The organism is Taklimakanibacter deserti (genome assembly GCA_003574785.1).
In genome coordinates, this window is sequence record QORU01000021.1 from 66,873 (window position 1) to 86,387 (window position 19,515).

Below are 19,515 nucleotides of genomic sequence, written 5' to 3' on the forward strand. Positions count from 1 at the left end.
CCGCTTCGCCGCCACCCGGCGAAGTCGAGAGCTCTCCTCAGCGGACAAGCCATCCGCCATCGACGGTCACCACCGTGCCGGTCACGTAGGCGCTCGCCGGCGCCGCCAGGAATAAAACCGCGGTCGCAAGATCGTCCGGAGCGCCCCAGCGCCCCATCGGGATGCGCGCCAGGATCTCCGCCGAGCGTTGCGCATCCTCACGCAGCGCCTCGGTATTCGCCGTCGCCATGTAGCCGGGCGCGATCGCATTGACGGTGATGCCCTTGGGTGCCAGCTCATTGGCCATGGCCCGCGTCAGGCCGGCGACGCCATGCTTGGCCGCCGCATAGGCGGCGACGCGGGTGCCGCCTTGGAAGGCGAGCAACGACGCGACATTGATGATGCGGCCGGCGCGCTGATAGGCGATCATGTGGCGGGCCGTGCTCTGGCTCAGCATGAACAGGCTGCGCAGATTGACGTCGAGCACCTCGTCCCAGTCGCCGAGCGCCATCTCGGTGACGGGTGACCGGCGGATGATGCCGGCGCAATTGACCAATATGTCGATCGGACCCGACTCCTGGGTCGTGCCGCAGACGACCTCATCGGCATCGTCCAGTGCCGCGAGATCGCAGCGGATCTCCGCGAAATTGCGTCCGATCCGCTCGACGAGCCGCGCCGTTTCCGTCATGGGTGATGAGCCGAGACCGGCGATGTCGGCGCCGGCCTGGGCGAGCGCCAGCGCCATGGCCTGGCCGAGGCCGCTGCGCGCACCCGTCACCAGGGCGACCTTGCCGGTAAGATCGAAAAGGCCGGCGAGGAAGTTCGACATCTCACCGCACCTTGCCGCGCGCCGCCACCGGCCAGGTGATCTCGACAAGCCCGTCGCGCACGCCATGGATCTCGTCATTCATATTGGAGACGGAGCAGCAATGATTGGGGATGACGTCGACCACCTCGCCGATCTTTGGGCGCGCCGCCGATTGCGTCAGGTCGACAATGGCATGCTCTTCAGAGAGTGCCGAGATATGGGCGCCGGGATAGTGGGCGAGCCTGCCATAGTGCTCGACATAATATTGATCGGAGGTCAGCACCTTCGATCCGCAATCGAGCACCGCGCGGTCGGGCGACGGCCGGCTCACCACCGTGGCCCGCACTTGCAGGGCGCAGTCCTCCCACGAGGCGACGCCCGAATGCACCATCATCACATCGTTATAGACATAGGTGCCGGCGCGATGCTCGGTCATCATCGGGAAGTCGGCGAGCCGGTTGAGCGCAGGCGTGCCGCCGCCGGAGACGACCGGCAGCGCAATGCCCGCGTCGCGAAAGAGCGCCAGCGCGCGGACGAAGAAATCCTGCGTTCGGGGCGCGGTATTGGGAAATACCATCAGCCCCTCGAAGCGGATGCGCGGCAGCTTGACGGCGAGGCGCGCCAGATCGAGGGCGGCTTCCGGCGACTGCACGCCATTGCGTCCAAAGCCCGTGTCGCATTCGACGAGGACCGGCACGTCGCTTCCGTGGCGCACGCCCGCTTGCGACAGGCCGGTGAGCACGATGTCGTTGTCGGCGACTACCGCCAGCCTTTTCACCCGGGCGGCGAGCTGCATCAGCCGGTCGGTCTTGCGCTCGCCGATGATATTGTAGGTGAGGAGATAGTCGTCGCAGATGCCGGCGTCGATGAAGACTTCCGCCTCGCTGAGCTTCTGGCAGGTGAGGCCTTGGGCGCCGGCATCGAGCTGCATACGGGCGATCGCCGGGATCTTATGCGTCTTGATATGCGGCCGGTTGGCGATGCCCTGTCCGGCGATCAGGCGTTGCACGCGCTCGATATTGCGCTTAAGCCGATCGAGAAGGACCACCACGGCCGGCGTGTCGAGCTCTTCAATGCGCATCATCTGGCCGGTCTCCGCATTAATATGAATAATTTTTGGCGCAACCCCCGGAAGGGAGTATCCGGGGGTTGCGCGGTGCGATCAGAATCCTTTGCCGAGGAACTGATCGACATTGCTGGCATCGACCTGATGCGTGGGCAGCACGATTTCCTTGTCGAGCTTCTCGCCTTTGGCGATTTTGTAGCCATATTGAACGCCTTCCGGCGCCACGAAGTGATAGGTGAATGTGGCTACCATCTTGCCGGCCTTGATCGCGTCATAGGCGGCGTTTTCGCCGTCGATGCCGACGACCATGACGCCCTTCTGCCGGTTCGCCGCCTCGAGCGCCGTCACGGCGCCCAGCGCCATGTCGTCATTATGGGCATAGACGAGCTGGATCTCGCCGTCCTTGAAGCGCTGCAGCGTGTCCTCCATGAACTTGATCGCGGGCTCGCGCACGTAATTGGCGACCTGGCTCGCGACGACCTTCACATCGGGACATTCCTTGCCGATCGTCTCGACGAAGAGATCGTGACGATCGACGGTGGCGGAGGCCCCGGCCGTGCCCTGGATCTCGACCACGTTGCCTTTGCCGTTCAGCGCCTTGCAGACATAGCTGCCGGCCGATTTGCCGATCAGCTTATTGTCGGCGCCGATGTGGAGCGTCACATCGGTACTGACCTTGCGATCGAGCGTGACGACCGGGATGCCGGCATCCATCGCCTGCTTCACCACCGGCGTCAGCGCATCGGCGGTCACCGGGCTGATGATCAGCGTCTTGATGCCTTGCGCCAGCAGGCTTTCGACGTCGGCGACCTGCTTCGACGCATTGTTCTCGCCATTGGTGACGATGAGCTCGACATCCGGCAGGTTGGCTTCGGCATATTTGCGGTTGCCTTCCACCATATTGACCCGCCAGGAGCTTTCCATCGTCCCTTGCGAGAAGCCGATCTTCAGCTTGTCGTCTCCGGCTTGCGTTGCCGCAGCGCCGGCGCCCAAGGCAAGCGCCGCTGTGAACATCCAAATGCTCGCTCTAGATTTTCCTTTCATGGCTACCTCCCGTTCATCGCCCCCGGGGGCCTGATTGCCCGCCGGCGGTCGTTCATCCGCGGCTCAAGGCGCGGAATACTTTCGTCTCCTGATGATCTCGAAAAGCACGGCGGCGACGATGATGGCGCCCTTGACGATCTGCTGGGTGAAGGGCGAGACGCCGAACAGGTTGAGGATATTGGCGAGCACCGCCACGATCGCCGCGCCAAGGATGGTGCCGCTGATCCGGCCTTCGCCGCCGAACAGGCTGGTGCCACCGATGACGGTGATGGCGATGGCTTCGAGCTCGAGGCCGACGCCGGCGACCGGCTCGCCGACGGTGAGCCGCGAGATGAAGATGAGCGCCGTCAATCCCGACAGGAAGCCGCTGATGAGATAGACCAGGAAGATCGTAAGCCTGACATCGATCCCGGCGAGGCGCGCCGCTTCCGGATTGCTGCCGACGGCATAGATGTTGCGGCCGAAGGGTGTGAAGCGCAGCACGCCCGCCGCCAGCGCCGCCACCGCGGCGAACACCCAGACCGGGACCGGCAGGCCCAGGAGATGTCCCTGCCCAAGCCAGGCGAACTGATCGGCGGCGCCACGGAAGTGGATCGGATGGCCGTCGGAGATCGTCATGGCGAGGCCGCGCCCCATGACCATGGTGCCGAGCGTCATGATGAAAGGCGGGATGCCGCCAAGCGTGATTCCGGCGCCGTTGCCGGCCCCCATGAGCGCCCCGATCAAGAGGCCGGCAATAATGACGAGCGGAATGGGCAGGCCATCATCGAGCAGCATCGCCGCCGTCACCGCGACGACGGCGACGATCGAGCCGACCGACAGGTCGATGCCGGCGGTCAGGATGACGAAGGTCATGCCGATCGAGACGATGCCGAAGAGCGCGATCTGGCGCAGCACATTGATGATGTTGAAGGGGTTGAGGAAAGCTTCCGAGACCAGCGCCGCGATGGCGCACATGATGAGGAGCACCCAGATGAGGCCGGAGGCGCGCAGCCGGCCGAGGCGCTTGAGCTGCGCGATGCCGAGCTCCAGGCCGCCGGCGCCGGCCGTCTGCCGCTCGAGCTTCTCGCTCATGCCGCGGCTCCCTCATCGGATGCACCGGTCACGCCAAGGGCGGCGCTCATCAGGGCTTCTTCCGAGGCTTGCGCCCGGTCGAAACGCCCGACGATCCGGCCGGCGCGCATCACCAGGATGCGGTCGCTGAGGCCCAGTATCTCCGGCAGCTCGGACGAGACCATGATGATGGCGACACCTTCCTCATCGGCGAGGCTCGCCATGAGCTGGTAGATCTCGCGCTTGGCGCCGACATCGACGCCGCGCGTCGGCTCATCGATCAGGAGGACCCGGCAGCGGGCGCTGAGGCCGCGCGCAATCAGGCATTTCTGCTGATTGCCGCCGGAGAGCTGATTGATCTGCTCATAGGGTCCCTGGGTGCGGATGCGCAGGCGCTCGATGAGCGACCCCGCGACCTTCGCCTCATGACGCCGGCTCAGCAGGCCCTTGCGCATGATCCGGTGCAGGCTGGAAATGGTGATGTTGAAGGCCACTTCCTGCGACAGGAAGCAGCCTTCGGCCTTGCGGTCCTCGGGCAGGAAATAGAGGCCTTGCCTGATCGAGCGCTTCGGGCTCGACGGCCGCTCTCCGCGGTCGAGCAGGCGGAAATCCTGCTGCGTGCTGCGGTCGGCGCCGGCCAGGGCCCGCAGCACTTCGGAGCGCCCGGAACCGGCAAGGCCGCATATGCCGAGGATCTCACCGCTGCGGACATCGAGGCTGATATCATGCAGGATGCCGCCGCGGCGAAGGCCCTTGGCTGAGAGCGCGAGGACGCCGGGCTTGCGCCGGCGCTTCGGATAGATGTCCTCGATCTTGCGCCCGACCATCATGGCGATGAGGTCCTGGCTGTCGAGCTCCGCCGTTGCGCCGCCGCCGACGACGCGCCCGTCGCGCAGGACGGTGACCCGGCTGCAGATCTCGAACACCTCCGCGAGCCGGTGCGAGATATAGATGAAGGCGACGCCCTCACTGGCGAGGCGCCGGATGATCTGGAAGAGCTTCTCGAGCTCCTTCCTGCCCAGCACCGCCGAAGGCTCATCGAGCACGACCAGCCCGGCATTGCGCGACAGCGCGCCGGCGATCTCGGTCATTTGCCGCTGCGCGACGCTCAAGCGCCCGACCTTCGCCTTGGGATCGAGCATGAAGCCGAGGCGCTCCAGCACCTCGCGGCTCTGTCTGAGCGTCGCGCGCCAGTCGATGAGCCCGGCTCGTCCCTTGGGCATTCGCCCGAGCCACATATTCTCGGCCACGCTCAGATGCGGTGCCAGCATCGTCTCCTGATAGATGACCGAGACGCCGAGCCCGAGCATCTGCAGCGGCGTCGGCTGATGCACTTTTGCGCCGGCGACGATGATCTCGCCCTGATCCGCATAATGGGCGCCGGAGAGAATCTTGATCAGGGTGGACTTGCCGGCGCCGTTCTCACCGACGAGGCCCAGCACCTCGCCCCGGGCAACCTGGAGGTCGACATCGGTCAGCGCGACGACGCCGGGAAAGCTCTTGCCGACGCCGCGCATTTCGAGGACGACCGCGGCGGGGTTCCTCGCCGCCCCGTTTCCCATAGGCACCGGCGCTTGTCCGTCATTCGACCAACCCTGACCGCTCATCCCCATGGCAGATCGCTTTCTTTTATCATATTATCAGATAATATGATGATGATTGTCAAGCGCCCGGAAACAAGAGCCGATGGCCGAGCAAGATCCCGGATTTCGCGAGAGGCGCGGCCTGAAGCGCAATCTCTTTGCGCATGTGGTGGAAAGCCTGGGCGCCCGCATCGTCAAAGGCGAGCTTGGCCCCGCCATGCCCTTTCCCAAGGAGGCCGATCTTTGCGTGGAGTTCGGCGCCAGCCGCTCGGTCATTCGCGAAGCCGTCAAGGCGTTGGCCGCGCGCGGCCTCATCGCGTCCCAGACCCGCATCGGCATTCGCGTGCTCCAGCCCTTCAACTGGAATCTGCTCGATGCCGATGTCCTGAACTGGCGCTACAGCGCGATGCCGCCCCAGCAATTCTATGGCGAGCTGTTCGAGATCCGCCGGATGATCGAGCCGGCCGCCGCCCATCTCGCCGCCAGGCGGCGGACCCGCCGGGAGATCGCCGCCATTGCCGACGCTTTCGCCCGCATGAGCCGGGCGTCGCGCATCGATCGCTCAGGCATCGAGGCGGATCTTTCGTTTCACCGCGCCATCCTTGTTGCCAGCCATAATGCCTTGCTGCTGCAAATGGGCAATCTGATCGCCGTCGGCCTCGATATCGCGCACCGCATTTCAGCCGACTCCTTCGTCGTGTTCCTGCCTTTGCACGAGGCGGTCTATGAGGCGATCGAGCGGCGCGACGGCGAAGCGGCAGCGGCGGCCATGCAGCATCTTCTGTCGGAGACGCATGAGTTCATGCGCAGCCGTATGCACGCGCTTTCTACCAGGCGACCTTGAATTCGAGGCTGCCTGCGAAAAATGCGCACTTCCTCGTCTATCCGAGACTCCCGGCAAAGCGTTGGGCGAGCCTGTCACGCTTGAATCTTTCCGCAACGAAATCGACGAAGACGCGGGCCTTTGCCGGCATGAGGGTGCGGCTTGCGAAATAGATCGAGATCGATCCCGCATCGACATACCATCTGGGAAGGACGCGGATCAGCGTGCCGCCCTCGAGATGAGCGAGCACATCCGGTACGGCGATCAGGGCGATGCCGAGGTCGAGCAGGGCGGCCTCACGCATGGCCATCGGATCGTTGACCACGATCGTTTCGCTGAGCGCCGCTTGCATCTCGATGCCCGCGGCATCGCGCATCGGCCAATGTCGCACGCGTCCCGTTCGGTCGGAGCGCATGACGATGCCGGCGAAGCGCGCGAGATCGGAAGGATCGACGGGCGGTGGGTGCCGGGCGAGATAATCGCGTGATGCGACAGCGACGAGATGGGCGGGGGCCAGCTGGCGCGAGACGATGCCGGGCGCCAAGTCGAAGCCGCCGCCAATGGCCGCGTCAAAACCTTCGGCCACAAGGTCGACGGGCCGGTTTTCTAAATGCCATTGCGGCCGGATCAGCGGATAACGCGCCAGGAAGTCCGGCAGCAGCGGCATGAGATAGGTGATGCCGAAAGCCGGCGCCATGCTGACCTTGAGCAGGCCGGCAGGCTCTCCGCGCTCGGTGGCCGTCCGGGCGATGGCGGCCTTGAGCGCCGCGAGCGTCCCGCCGATCTCATGGAAGAACCGGTCACCGGCCTGGGTCAAAGCCAGCTTCCGGGTCGAGCGCTGGAACAGGCGGACGCCCAGACGGCGCTCCAGAAGGGCGACATTGCGGCTGACTGCCGCCGGCGTCAGGCCAAGCTGCCGTGCCGCCGACGAGAAGCTGCCCAGCTCCGCGCTGCGAATGAAGGATTCGAGATTGGCCAGGGTTTCCATATTCTTTTTCAACTAGTACTTGAAAATAAAGCAAGCAATTACCGGCTAATCAAGAGGCAATGAGGAGGCGATATCGGCAGCACCGACATAAAGGAGTGAAGCCAATGTCCATCGCCTTGAGTCCCGAAACCATCACCCCGACCGCCAAGCCGCTTGCCGGCAAGGTGGCGCTCGTCACCGGCGGCTCGCGCTCGATCGGCGCGGCCATCTCCAAGCGCCTCGCCCGGGACGGCGCGCATGTTGCTCTGACCTACAGCGCCTCACCCGCCAAGGCGGCGGAGGTGGTGAAGGCCGTGGAAGCGGAGGGCGGCCACGCTCTCGCCATCGCCGCCGATGCCGGCGAACCCGACGCCGTACGCTCGGCTGTCGCCCGGACGATCGCCGCCTTCGGACGTCTCGACATCCTGGTCAACAATGCCGGCCTCGCTCTCGGCGGCGCGATCGACGAGATCAACTCGGAAACCTATGAGCGCATGATCGCCGTCAATGTCACCGGGGTCTTCGTCGCGACACAGGAAGCAGTACGCCATATGGGTCATGGCGGCCGCATCATCCATATCGGCTCATCGATGACGCGCTATGCCGCCTTCCCCACAGCTTCCCTCTACACACTGACCAAGGGGGCGGTCGCCGGCTTCAACCGCAGCCTCGTGCGCGATCTCGGTCCCCGCGGCATTACCGTGAACACGGTGCATCCGGGTCCGACCGACACCGACATGAACCCCGATGGTGGCCCGGTATCCAAGATCGTCGGCCCCGGCATGGCGATCGGCCGCTATGGCCAGCCGCATGAGATCGCGAGCCTCGTCGCTTTCCTCGCCGGGCCGGAAGCGGCCTTCATCACCGGCGCCGATATCCTCGCCGACGGCGGCTTCACCGCTTGAGCTTCAATCGACAACGCAGGGAAAATCGCCATGACAACATTCGGCATTATCGGCGCCGGCAATATCGGCACGGCTTTCGCCCGCGCCTTAGCCCGCAACGACATCGCCGCGACGATCGCCAACAGCGGCGGTCCCCGGTCGCTCACCGAACTCGCCCGTACGATCGGACCCGCGATCACGCCCGCGACAAAACAAGAGGCAGCGGGTCAGGATGTTGTGCTCGTCGCCGTCAACTGGTCGAAATTGCCGGTGGCCCTGGCCGACCTGCCCGACTGGAACGGCCGCATCGTGATCGATGCGAACAATCCGATCGAGGCGCCGCTATTCAAGCCGGCCGAGCTCGGCGGGCGGGCATCGAGCGAAGTCTTCGCCGACCTGGTGCCGGGAGCGCGGGTCGTCAAGGCCTTCAACCATCTTCGGCCCGAACTCATCGCTGGCGATCCGATGGCTGAGGGAGGTAAGCGCGTGCTGTTCTATTCCGGCGATGATGCCCATGCCAAAGCGGAGGTCGCCCGTCTCATCGATCGTCTCGGCTTCTTCGGTCTCGATCTCGGCGGCCTGGCAATCGGAGCCCCGCTGGTTCAGTTCCCCGGTGGCCCGCTGCCCGTTCACAATCTCGTCCGTTTTCCGTAACGGAGAGCTCAGACAAGAGAAAGCCCCCGCTGCAAGGTTCAGCGGGGACCCTCTGTAGGGGATCGGGACCTAGCGTCCGGAAGTGGGAACAACCGGTGTCAGGTCACAATCCTGAAAGGCTTACGGGAAGCGCAGCCAGGTGCCGAAATAGACCTGCAGGCTGTCATCCAAGACTTCAATATCTCCATCATCGATGTCGAACGCATCATCGCGATCGAGATAGGTGGCGCCGACGCCGAGGGTAACCTGGCTGACCGGATCCCAGAAGACGCCGCCGTTGAAGCCGAGCGTTTCGCCGGCGAGATCGTAGTCTTCGTAGCCGACACCCAGTTCGATGCGGGTATCTTCCGACAGATTGGCGATCACGCCGATGCTGCCACCCCAGAACTCCTCGTCCGCCGAGACCGGCGCAAGATTGTTGGCATAGGATGACGTGCCTTCGCCCACCACCGCGGCCGCGAGGAAGGTGAAGCTGTCGGCGATGCCAATCGTGGCGCCGCCGCCGATTGCCCAATCGAAATTGTCACCCCAATCGTCATCCTGGAGAAGACCGACGAGCTGGGCCGTGAAGGTGTCCGACGAATACATTAGGTAGGCCTGCGCGTTCGGAAGATCGCTTGTGTCCACACCGTCTATGACGTCGAGATCGCCATCATCGTCGGCATCGATGAATGCTGTTGAATCGGAATCTTCCAACGAAATTGCGAAGGACAGCGGACCGCTCGCATATGTCAGGCGGAACTGCTCGTTGTTCGGATTCGACGGACCGACGGTCGCGATCGGGATGGAGGTGACGAGCCAGTCATAGGAGGTCTGCAGAGCGCCGGTATTGTCGTTATAGCCGGCCATCAGTTCCCATTCCGGAGCGAACTTCCACCAGCCATAGGCCTTGTTCATGTTGACGGATTCGTCATAGTCCGAGAAGTTGCCGCCGCCCGAGGCTTCGAGACGGAAATAACCGCCGACCTCGCCCACCGCCGTGTCCGACTTGCCGCGGATGAAGATGCGGCCACGGTTGGCAACGTCGAGATTGTCGTCGTTATCGACATCGAAGTCGCTGTAGATCAAGGCGGTGCGGATTTCGCCCGACACCGACACTTCCGCGACCGGGGCCGCGTCAGCCGTCGGGAGAACCGAGAGCGTGAAGCCCGAATCGTCACGCACCCGATCGCCATAACGTTCCGGGGCAATGCCTTCGTATGTGCCCTGGCCGTCGCGGATCGCCATCAAGCTGTAGCCGGACGGCATCGCCGCCTGCGGCTGGGCCTCGAGCTGCGACACCCGCGTCTGCAGGGCTTCGATCTGCGCCTTGAGCGCGCCGAGGTCGTCGGCGCGGGCGGCGGTGGCCGTCACGGCCAGAGCCGCACCGCCCAGAAGCGCCCACTTCATCATCTTCATTATTGTTCTCCCTCAAAACAGCGAGATTCTGCTGTGTTGCGATATTACTACGATGCCCCCAAGGAGCCTGCTCAACCCCCCACGCGGTGAATCGAGATGCTGCATACTTACCCTCGACCTGTTCGAATACAATCACTTGGCCGGAGGATGAGCGCGATAAATTTGCGTTGTGAGATTCACGCAACAGGAACATGGATGTCACTTGTTGACTGACTTGCCATGGCAATTTTCCGCATCGTAATCACGGCAATGAGCCGAAACATGCGCAAACGCATATGGTGACACCAATGTCACTAGGCGACTTGCGCGCATATTATGCCGCTCAGTAATTCAGTTTGTGCATCACGTTGCGTTATCGGGAAATCAAAGCCCGATTGTCTTGCCGATGCGCCGCATGCGCTCATGCGCCCCGCATGCGCGTCGCGGTGCACCATCAAAGCTTGAAAAGTCCCGATTCTGGCGGCTTATTGCCGCGCTTCCTGCGCTTCGAATTCACGGCGCGCCGCCTCGAAGTCGAGCTGATTCTCGATCGACCAGTCGATAATCTCCATCGCCAGATAGAGAAAGCGCTGACCCAGCGCGGTCAGGCTGTATTCGACGCGCGGCGGAATGATCGGATAGACCTGACGGTAGATGAGACCGTCCTTCTCCAATTGCTTCAGCGCGCGGGTGAGCACGCGCGCCGAAATCGGTGTGATTCGGTCGATCTTGCGCTTCAATTCGCTGAACCGGATCGGATCCCCGGCTGTGTGATAAATGACACGCACGCTCCACCTGTCGCCGAGTCGCGAGAGAACCTCTCTCACGACCACCCGCTGATCGTCGCTAACCGCGAAGCGCTTTAGTGACATCGATGTGCCTTCTTGTATCAGAGATTTCATCGCTTATACCCTCTGCGTAGGCATATAAGGAGCCCGCGTGATGCTCACAATGGCAAAAGAAGCAAGGCTGCCCAGCCGCGAAGCAATGAGCGGCGATTCCGATATCGTACGCGAGCTTCTCGATCATGTCGGTGATGCGCTCACGCTGAAAGTTACGTTGCGCTTGAGCGAAGGATCGGCGGGGCTGAACGAGCTTCGTCAATCTGTTGACGGAATATCGCAGCGGAAACTCGCATTGTCCCTTCGCCAGCTGATCAGGAATGGACTTGCCACGCGGAAACATTCTGAAACATTCCCGTCACGTACTTTGTATAGCCTGACGCCGCTCGGCGTCATGTTTCTCGATAAAGTGACCGGACTGATGCGCTGGGTCGATGAGCATGGCGCGGAAATAAAATCGGCGCGCAGCCAGTTCAAGGACCGTAGCTACAAATGGCTGGGGCCGGCGCGGCTGCATATTTAGAGCATCGGTAAAAATGGGCAGCGAGCACGTCACGGTGATGCGGCCTGCGGGCTGACCTCCATGCCGGGGAAGATCTTCTGCAGGTTGCCGACGATGACCACGTCGCTCTCTTTCAGGCCGTTGCGCACCGTCACCAGCTCGCCGGCGGCGTGCCCGATCGACACCAGCTTCTGTTCGACCTTGTTGCCTTCACCTATGACGTAGACGAACTTGCCGAGCTGGCTCGAGCCCAGCGCCACTTGCGGGATGAGCAGCGCGTCCGCCTCCTCGCCGACATGCAGCCTGATGCGCACATATTGTCCCGGCATCAGGGTCAGATCGGCATTGTCGAGCGTGGCGCGCGCGACGATCGTGCCGGTCGACTGGCTGATGGCATTGTCGAGGAAGGTCAATTCTCCGTGATAGCGCGGCGTGTCGCTGCCCGAGAGGAAGACATCGCCCTCGACCGTGCCGCGGGCGCGGGCGCTCTGGATCTGGGCCAGCTCCCGCTCGCTCGGATTGAAGGTGACGTAGATCGGCTTGAGTTGCGCCACTGTATTGAGCGGCGTGCCCGCCGCGGGGCTGATCAGCGTGCCGATCGGTGCCTGGTTGCGCCCGAGGCGCCCGGCGAAGGGCGCCCTGATTTCCGTATAGCCGAGATTGAGCTCGGCCATGCGCAACTGCGCCCGCGACATGGCGAGCGCGGCCTCGGCCTGGCGTACCGCGCTGCGGCGCTGGTCGAAACTGTCTTTGGCGAGATAGCCGCTGCTGGCGAGCTTGCCGCCGCGGTTGAGGTTGGCGCTCAGATAGTCGAGCGAAGCTTCATCGCGCTCGACCTGCGCCTTGGCCTGATCGAGGGCGGCCTGATAGTCGCGCGCATCGATGCGATAGAGGAGCTCGCCTTCCTTCACATCCGTGCCGTCGGGTGCTGCCTGTTCTTCCAGATAGCCCGGGATCTTCGCCTGCAGCGTCACGTGGCGGACGGCCTCGGTGCGCGCCGAATAGTCGAGATAGATCGGTACGGTCTGCCTGACGATCTTGGTCACCGGGACCGGGATCGCCGCCATGGCGGGACTCGGTGCCGCGGCATCGGCACCTTTCTGCGGGTTGAAGACATGCAAATAGACGCCGGCGCCGACGAGGGCCGCCGCCAGGGTGACACCGAAACCGACTTTCAACAGGCGCATGGTCAAATCCTCTCTGCCGCCGCATCGGCGATCGCTTGATGCGGCGAAGCTTCTGTACCGGAGACACGTTCCCGCCACTGCTCGATGACGGCGTAGAAGACGGGGACGAAGATGAGGGTGAGAACGGTCGCGGCAAGCATGCCGCCGAAGACGGCGGTGCCGATCGATTGCCGGCTCATGGCGCCGGCACCCGACGCCTTGAGCAGCGGCACGACGCCCAAGATAAAGGCGAAGGCGGTCATCAGGATGGGGCGCAAACGCAAGCGTCCGGCTTCCGCAGCGGCATCGATGACCGAGAGTCCCTCCTCGCGCCGGCGCTTGGCGAATTCGACGATCAGGATGGCATTCTTCGCCGCAAGCCCGATGAGCATGACGAAGCCGATCTGCGAATAGACGTCGATCTGCATGCCGCGCACCCAGATGGCGAACAGCGCGCCGAGCAAAGCCAGCGGCACCGACAGCAGCACCATGAAAGGCATCGACCAGCTTTCATACTGGGCGGCGAGGATGAGGAAGCAGAAGACAAGCGCCAGGCCGAAGACGAGGGTCGCGATCGACCCCGCCCGGATCTCCTGGTAGGTGATGCCGGTCCATTCAAAGCTGAAATCGCGCGGCAGGGCGGTCTGGGCGACGCGTTGCATCGCCGTGACCGCCTGGCCGGAGCTGTAGCCAGGCGCCGCCACGCCGTTGATCAGCGCGGCGCCATAGTTGTTGTAGTGGGTGACGACCTCGGGCCCGGTGATCGGCTTGAGCTCGCCCAGCGTGCTGAGCGGCACCATCTCGCCTCGGGCATTGCGCACATAGAGGCGCGAGATGTCGGTCGCGGCAGCGCGCGCATTCTCGTCCGCCTGCAAGGTAACGCGGAAGGTGCGTCCGAACAGGTTGAGGTCGTTGATATAGAGAGAGCCCAGATAGATCTGCAGCGTGCTGAACACATCGGGCAGGCTGAGCCCCAGGAGCTTGGCCTTGTTGCGGTCGAGGTCATAGACGAATTGCGGCGTCGAGGTCGAAAACGTGGTGAAGAGTTGATAGGGATCGAGCTCCGGTTGCTTGCGCGCTTCGGCAAGGAGCGCCTGCGCCGCGTCGTTGAGCGCCTGGCTGCCGCGCCCGGCCAGGTCCTCGAGCTGGAATTCGAAGCCGCCGGTGACGCCCAGGCCCTGGATCGCCGGCGGCTCGATGGCGAAGACGATGGCGTCGGGGATCTGCAAGAGCTTCGGACGCGCCGCATTGACGATATGGGTCGAGGTGAGCTCGGCTCCCCGCTCGTCCCAAGGCTTCAGGATGGCGAAGACGATGCCGGTATTCGACTGAGCCGCATTGGTGAGGAAATTGAGTCCTGTGATGGCGCCGGTGATCCACACGCCGGGCTCGGCTTCTATGGTGCGCTGCACTTGCTTCGACACCGCTTCGGTGCGGGCCAGTGATGCCCCGTCGGGAAGCTGGATCAATGCGAAGAAATAACCTTGATCCTCGACCGGCAGGAAGGTCGACTGGATGCGCTGCGACAGGAGATAGACGGCGCCCAGCGCCGCGACGAACAGCATCAGGAGGGCGAAGCGCCAGCGCACGAAGACATGCACGCTTCTGGCATAGAAGTCGGCCAGCCAGTGGAAGCCGCGGTTGAACCAGCGGAACAGGAAGAACCGCGTCTCGCCGCGATGGCGCAGGAAGGCGGCCGAAAGCGCCGGGCTGAGCGTCAGCGAATTGAACGCCGAGATGCCGACCGAGATCGCCACCGTCAGCGCGAACTGGTTGTAGAGGAGGCCCGAGACGCCCGGAATGAAGGCGACCGGCACGAACACCGCCATCAGCACCGCGGTCGTGGCGATGATGGGTCCGGTCACTTCCTGCATCGCCTTCTTCGCCGCGGCGAGCGGAGCCAGTCCGGCCTCGAGCTGGCGCTCGACATTCTCGACCACCACGATCGCATCATCGACCACGAGGCCGATCGCCAGCACCATGCCGAGCAGGCTCAGCATATTGAGCGAGAAGCCGAGCAGATACATGACGACGAGGGTGGCGATGAGCGACACCGGTATGGCGATGGTCGGGATGACCGTGGTGCGCCAGTTCTGCAGGAATATGAAGACGACGGCGATGACCAGGATGAGCGCTTCCGAAAGCGTCACCACCACATCGCGCATCGCCGCCGACACGAAGCGCGTCGTATCGTAGTTCATGCCCCAGGCGATGCCCTTCGGGAATCGCTTCGCCAGCTCCTCCATCTTCCGCGTGACCTGGTTCTGCAGATCGAGCGCGTTCGATCCCGGCATCTGGAAGACGCCGAGCACCACCGTCTCCTTGTCGCCGAAACGGCCGGAAGACGAATATTGCAGGGCGCCGAGCTCGATCCGCGCCACATCGCGCAGGCGCACGATGGCGCCGTCGGCAAGGTCGGTACGCAATACGATGTCGCCGAATTGCTCCGGATCGGAAAGGCGCCCAAGGGCATTGACCTGCATCTCGAAGGCGGTGCCTTGCGGCGCCGGCGACTGGCCGATCTTGCCGGCCGCGACCTGTACATTCTGCTCGGCGATGACGTTCTGCACATCGACCGCGGTGACGCCCAATTTCGCCATCTTGTCGGGATCGAGCCACACGCGCATCGAATAGCGCCGCTCGCCGAAGATCTGCACATCGCCGACGCCCGGCAGGCGCTTGATCTGGTCGAGCACCTGCAGATAGGCGTAGTTGCTCAAGGTGACGGGATCGACCGATCCGTCGGGCGAGGTCAGATCGACGATCAGCACGAAATTGGGGTTCTGCTTGACGACGGTCACGCCCGACTGGTTGACGAGCGCAGGCAGCGAGGAGGCCGCCTGCGACACGCGGTTCTGCACGTCCATCGCCGCGGTATCGAGCGAATAGCCGACCTGGAAAGTGACGGTGATCTGCGATGAGCCGTCATTGGAGCTCGTTGACGACATATAGAGCATGCCCGGCACGCCGTTGATCTGCTGCTCGAGCGGCGTCGTCACCGTGTCGGCGACGACCTGGGCGCTGGCGCCGGGATATTTGGCGCTGACCACGATCTGCGGCGGCGTGACATCGGGAAATTGCGCGACCGGCAGGAGGAAATAGCAGATGGCGCCGGCCAGCGTCATGATGATGGCGATGGCGGAAGCAAAGATCGGCCGCTCGATGAAGAAGCCGATCATCGCGCGCTCATGCGCTGGCGCGGGATGCGATAACGGGCCGGGCTGTGACGAGACATCGCATTAAGCCTTTCTCGGCGTGTGATCAGGAAAGTGGGCATCGGCTTTCCGTCCGATCACGCGCCAAACCCAAGATTCCGATCACGATCACTTCAGGTCGATCCGTCCTTGAGTGATCATGATCCCGGCGGATGATGCAGCCGCATGACGGCAGGACCTGGCAGCAGTGAAGCCTCGATCCGCATTTGGCACCGGACCCAGACTGAGTTGTCGATCTGCACTTGAACGAGTCACCGGCTCATGTTACTACTCAGTCACATACATATGTTACAGGTCAGTAACATCTGTCAAGTTACTATTCTTTGCAAGCCGGAGAGACATGGCGCCCGGTGACACGACGAGCCTGAAGCCCAGGGACCGCATCCTCGATGCGGCGCGCGACCTCTTCCGCAAGCACGGCATCCGTGGCGTCGGCGTCGATGCCATCGCCAGCGCCGCCGACAGCAACAAAATGACGCTCTATCGTCACTTCGGCTCGAAGGACGATCTCATCGTCGCCTGCCTGCAGGCGGCGACGCGCGAATGGGACTCCTTCTGGCAAGGGATCGAGGCCCGCAACCCTGACGATGCGGCAGCGCAGCTCGAAGATTGGATCGACCGGGTGGCGGAGGGCATCAGGAGCGGCGGCGACTGCAATTGCGAGATTCTGTCTGCCGCTTTCCAATTGATGCCGGATGACGGTTCGGCCCTCAAGGTCATCAATGAATTCAAGACCCGGCAGCGCGATCGCCTGGCGCGGATATGCCGCGCCGCCGGCATCGACGATTATGAGCTCCTGACCACGACCCTCGTTCTCCTGATCGAGGGCGCACGCTCCAATCGCCAGAGCATGGGCCCCGAAGGCCTCTCCGCCCAATTCGCTTCCGTCGCCCATGCGACGGTCAAGCTCTTCATGCAGAAGCGCCCGGTGAAGAAATAAGCGTCACTACGACTTATGACGGAAAATCACTTGATCCGGGCATAGGCCTCGGTGAAGCCGACCAGCGACATGGGCAGCGTGAACGGCTTCTTGTCCAGATATTGGAAGATGACATTGAGCTTGCCGCCATTGAACATGCGGTTGAGCAATTGGTCGGTTATCGGGAAGCCGGCATAGCAGCCATTGGCGTTGCAGGTCTGCAGCGGATAGTTCTGCGCCATGTCGCCATCGACATCGACGGTGATTCCGGCGGGGAGGAAAAGGCCGAGCGGCGCCTGGATCATGGCCACGGGTTTCTTCGTGTCGGAGGGAACCCTGATGGTGACCATGCCGATGAGCTGGCCGGACTGGCGCACGAAGGCGCGCTGCTCGAGGGCGCATTCGAGCGGCAGGTTGCGGGCGGCGGCCGAGCAGGTGCTCGACCACGGGATGGGCTGCTTCTTGGGGGCGGCCTGGTTGGTCTGCCCGGTGGTCTCTTGCGATGCTGCCGCGAAGGCACCGGCCGCGAGCGCTGCCGCCATCATTAAGCACAGACTGCCCAAACGCACTAGCCGTCTCATGATTCCTTGACCTCAATTGTCGATTGCAATGGCCCTATATGAGCCTGTTTGGTGAATTGACGCAACGGTCATTGCAGCTTGACAGCCGGCCCGTCTCACGGGAGGCTTGATGCACTCTGCAGCAACGGCTGGAGGATCCGCGGAAAATGCTTGAGCTGACCCAGTCGGATTTCCATTCCCGCGTCGAGGCCAGCGTCGTCCTCGCCGTGGAATTCGCGCACCCCTCCTCACATTCCGCGGATCCACACCCACTTGCGGCACGCTTTCCGGACGTCACTTTCGCGCGGGTCGATCCCGTGGCCGAGCCTGGCCTTGCCGGGATGTTCGGGATCGCCGCCGCTCCCGCCTTGCTGATCTTCCGGGAGGGTATCGTCCTTTATCTGGAGCCGGGCGAGCATTCGGCCGAGCGCATGGCCGAACTGCTGGCAAGGATCAGCGCTCTCGATCTCGGCAAGGTCCGCGATGCGATCACCAAGGAGCGCGCCGAAACCTCCGTCCATATGCGGCGCATGTGTCCCGCGGCCCGGCGCGGTCCCTTTCAACAGTAGTCCGAATCGGGCGGTGCGATCGCGCAACTGAGCATTTCGCAAATTCGCCCTGCGAAAGGGTCGCGCCCTCGACCGCCAAATCAATCCAGAAGAAACGCCCGGCTTTGGACCGGGCGCAAGTCTCCAGAGAAATGGGCAACGACATGGTCATCGCCGGGATCATGCATAGGGGCAAACTCGATGATTGTCTCGGGAAAGAAACTAACCCGGATACGACATATTTCTCAAGGCCCGCTCTTTGCGGAAGAGAGTAAAGCTGGTGCAGCAATGAAGCTTTTCATTGCTGTTCCTCCCCAGACTTGCGCCCGGCCCTAGAGCTGGGCGCCTTCTTTTCCACCCGCCGGCGAGCGCATTGATTTCGCGGAACGCACAGAAAAACTAAAAGCTGCCCCTACAATATCTAAGCTGCTTGCCTGGCGCTTTCCGCTTATTGAAAAGCGAGACGAGACGGCACAAGTGACAGCCCAGATCCAGACGCTCAAGCCGGCCGGCGCCCCGGAGCAATCCTGGGACCTCGACGCCATTGTCGAAGAATTGCGCCTGTCGCGCGAGGTCGCCGACAACATCCGCCATCGCGGCGAGGTCCGGGAGTTGCCGTCGCGCGCGGCGGTCGCGGGCATCCTCGACGATCTCGCCGCGGCCCTCTTCCCCACCCATTACGGGCGCACCGTGCTCACCGACGAGAGCATCGACTATTTCGTCGGCAGCAGCCTCGAGCGCGCCCTGACCAGCCTCAAGGAGCAGGTCCGCCGCGGCCTTCATTTCACCGCCGACGCCGATCCGCCGGTCGATGATCCCGAGGCGAAGGCTTTGGAGATCATCCGCTGCTTCGCGCATCGATTGCCGGCGCTTAGGGCGCTCCTCGTCAGCGACTTCCGGGCGGCCTTGCGCGGCGATCCGGCGGCGACCAGCATCGCCGAGATCCTGCTGTGCTATCGCGGCGTCACCGCCATCATCCATCATCGTCTCGCCCATGCATTGCATCGGCTTGGCGCCCGCCTGGTGGCGCGGCTCATCGCCGATATCGCCCATTCGGCGACCGGCATCGACATCCATCCCGGCGCCGAGATCGGCGAAAGCTTCTTCATCGATCACGGCACCGGTGTCGTCATCGGCGAGACGGCGATCATCGGCAGCCATGTGCGCCTCTATCAGGCGGTCACGCTCGGCGCCAAGAGATTCCCGGTCGCCGCCGACGGCAGCCTGCTCAAGGGTGCGCCGCGCCATCCGATCATCGAGGACAATGTCGTGATCTATGCCGGCGCCACCATATTGGGGCGTATTACCGTGGGGCGGGATTCGGTGATCGGCGGCAATGTCTGGCTGACCCACAGTGTGCCCCCGGGCAGCATCGTCACCCAGGCTGAGGCCCAGAACGAATGACCGGCCTTCCGGGACGCCGGATACAGGGATTTGCAGGGATTATCAGGGAATTTTTGCAAAAAATTCTCGGGTTGAGCAATTTCAAAGAGTTAGCCTCATGGATCGCGCCGAGCAGGGAATT

General features: G+C 63.3%; 18 protein-coding genes. 7 read left to right on the plus strand and 11 right to left on the minus strand.

The features are described from left to right. Positions 1–37: 37 nt before the first annotated feature. The 5 genes from kduD to DS839_RS32290 all read right to left on the minus strand — a co-directional run bounded on the left by kduD (position 38) and on the right by DS839_RS32290 (position 5,557). Positions 38–808 carry a 2-dehydro-3-deoxy-D-gluconate 5-dehydrogenase KduD gene (gene kduD, locus DS839_RS32270; RefSeq protein ID WP_119274664.1) on the minus strand — a complete coding sequence of 257 codons (771 nt, stop codon included), beginning with the start codon at positions 806–808 and terminating at the stop codon, positions 38–40. A gap of 1 nt (position 809) precedes the next feature. Further along, the gene (locus tag DS839_RS32275; RefSeq protein WP_368912042.1) at positions 810–1,871 is read right to left on the minus strand and encodes an alanine racemase; all 1,062 of its coding nucleotides are present in this window, start codon (positions 1,869–1,871) and stop codon (positions 810–812) included. Between the two features lie 78 nt (positions 1,872–1,949). Beyond that, entirely contained in the window at positions 1,950–2,867 is a 918-nt protein-coding gene (locus DS839_RS32280) for a substrate-binding domain-containing protein (protein ID WP_368912043.1), read from the minus strand. 93 nt (positions 2,868–2,960) lie between these two features. After that, positions 2,961–3,971 carry an ABC transporter permease gene (locus tag DS839_RS32285; RefSeq protein ID WP_119274666.1) on the minus strand — a complete coding sequence of 337 codons (1,011 nt, stop codon included), beginning with the start codon at positions 3,969–3,971 and terminating at the stop codon, positions 2,961–2,963. Further along, entirely contained in the window at positions 3,968–5,557 is a 1,590-nt protein-coding gene (locus tag DS839_RS32290; protein WP_368912044.1) for a sugar ABC transporter ATP-binding protein, read from the minus strand. The genes DS839_RS32285 and DS839_RS32290 overlap by 4 nt, the downstream gene beginning before the upstream one ends. Before the next feature lie 79 nt (positions 5,558–5,636). Here DS839_RS32290 and DS839_RS32295 point away from each other — a divergent pair, with 79 nt between their 5' ends. Then, entirely contained in the window at positions 5,637–6,377 is a 741-nt protein-coding gene (locus tag DS839_RS32295; RefSeq protein ID WP_119274668.1) for a FadR/GntR family transcriptional regulator, read from the plus strand. A gap of 37 nt (positions 6,378–6,414) precedes the next feature. On the opposite strand, the gene DS839_RS32300 is transcribed toward DS839_RS32295, so the two are convergent. After that, positions 6,415–7,344 carry a LysR family transcriptional regulator gene (locus tag DS839_RS32300; RefSeq protein WP_119274669.1) on the minus strand — a complete coding sequence of 310 codons (930 nt, stop codon included), beginning with the start codon at positions 7,342–7,344 and terminating at the stop codon, positions 6,415–6,417. A gap of 104 nt (positions 7,345–7,448) precedes the next feature. Here DS839_RS32300 and DS839_RS32305 point away from each other — a divergent pair, with 104 nt between their 5' ends. Then, a complete protein-coding gene (locus DS839_RS32305) occupies positions 7,449–8,228 on the plus strand; it encodes a 3-oxoacyl-ACP reductase family protein (RefSeq protein WP_119274670.1) in 780 nt (259 codons plus the stop codon). A gap of 30 nt (positions 8,229–8,258) precedes the next feature. Continuing rightward, the gene (locus DS839_RS32310) at positions 8,259–8,861 is read left to right on the plus strand and encodes an NADPH-dependent F420 reductase (protein WP_119274671.1); all 603 of its coding nucleotides are present in this window, start codon (positions 8,259–8,261) and stop codon (positions 8,859–8,861) included. A 120-nt stretch (positions 8,862–8,981) separates the two neighbouring features. Here DS839_RS32310 and DS839_RS32315 read toward each other — a convergent pair whose 3' ends face one another. After that, entirely contained in the window at positions 8,982–10,259 is a 1,278-nt protein-coding gene (locus DS839_RS32315; RefSeq protein WP_119274672.1) for a porin family protein, read from the minus strand. A gap of 464 nt (positions 10,260–10,723) precedes the next feature. Continuing rightward, positions 10,724–11,140 carry a winged helix-turn-helix transcriptional regulator gene (locus DS839_RS32320; protein ID WP_368912045.1) on the minus strand — a complete coding sequence of 139 codons (417 nt, stop codon included), beginning with the start codon at positions 11,138–11,140 and terminating at the stop codon, positions 10,724–10,726. Positions 11,141–11,180: 40 nt separating this feature from the next. Between DS839_RS32320 and DS839_RS32325 the strand changes: the two genes are divergently transcribed. Next, on the plus strand, positions 11,181–11,603 hold the full coding sequence (locus tag DS839_RS32325; protein WP_119274674.1) for a winged helix-turn-helix transcriptional regulator: 423 nt from the start codon (positions 11,181–11,183) through the stop codon (positions 11,601–11,603). 29 nt (positions 11,604–11,632) lie between these two features. Here DS839_RS32325 and DS839_RS32330 read toward each other — a convergent pair whose 3' ends face one another. Next, positions 11,633–12,769, minus strand: a complete 1,137-nt coding sequence (locus tag DS839_RS32330) for an efflux RND transporter periplasmic adaptor subunit (protein WP_119274675.1) — start codon at positions 12,767–12,769, stop codon at positions 11,633–11,635. Positions 12,770–12,771: 2 nt separating this feature from the next. After that, entirely contained in the window at positions 12,772–15,927 is a 3,156-nt protein-coding gene (locus DS839_RS32335; protein WP_119274676.1) for an efflux RND transporter permease subunit, read from the minus strand. Between the two features lie 376 nt (positions 15,928–16,303). Here DS839_RS32335 and DS839_RS32340 point away from each other — a divergent pair, with 376 nt between their 5' ends. Next, entirely contained in the window at positions 16,304–16,903 is a 600-nt protein-coding gene (locus DS839_RS32340; protein ID WP_119274677.1) for a TetR/AcrR family transcriptional regulator, read from the plus strand. Positions 16,904–16,929: 26 nt separating this feature from the next. Here DS839_RS32340 and DS839_RS32345 read toward each other — a convergent pair whose 3' ends face one another. Further along, positions 16,930–17,427 (minus strand): invasion associated locus B family protein, encoded by a 498-nt coding sequence (locus tag DS839_RS32345; protein WP_162918951.1) that lies wholly within the window; start codon positions 17,425–17,427, stop codon positions 16,930–16,932. Positions 17,428–17,609: 182 nt separating this feature from the next. On the opposite strand from DS839_RS32345, the gene DS839_RS32350 reads away from it, so the two are divergent. Beyond that, complete coding sequence (locus tag DS839_RS32350; RefSeq protein WP_119274679.1) at positions 17,610–18,011, plus strand: thioredoxin family protein; 402 nt, start codon at positions 17,610–17,612, stop codon at positions 18,009–18,011. 456 nt (positions 18,012–18,467) lie between these two features. Then, positions 18,468–19,394 (plus strand): serine O-acetyltransferase EpsC, encoded by a 927-nt coding sequence (epsC, locus tag DS839_RS32355; protein ID WP_368912046.1) that lies wholly within the window; start codon positions 18,468–18,470, stop codon positions 19,392–19,394. Positions 19,395–19,515 lie beyond the last annotated feature (121 nt).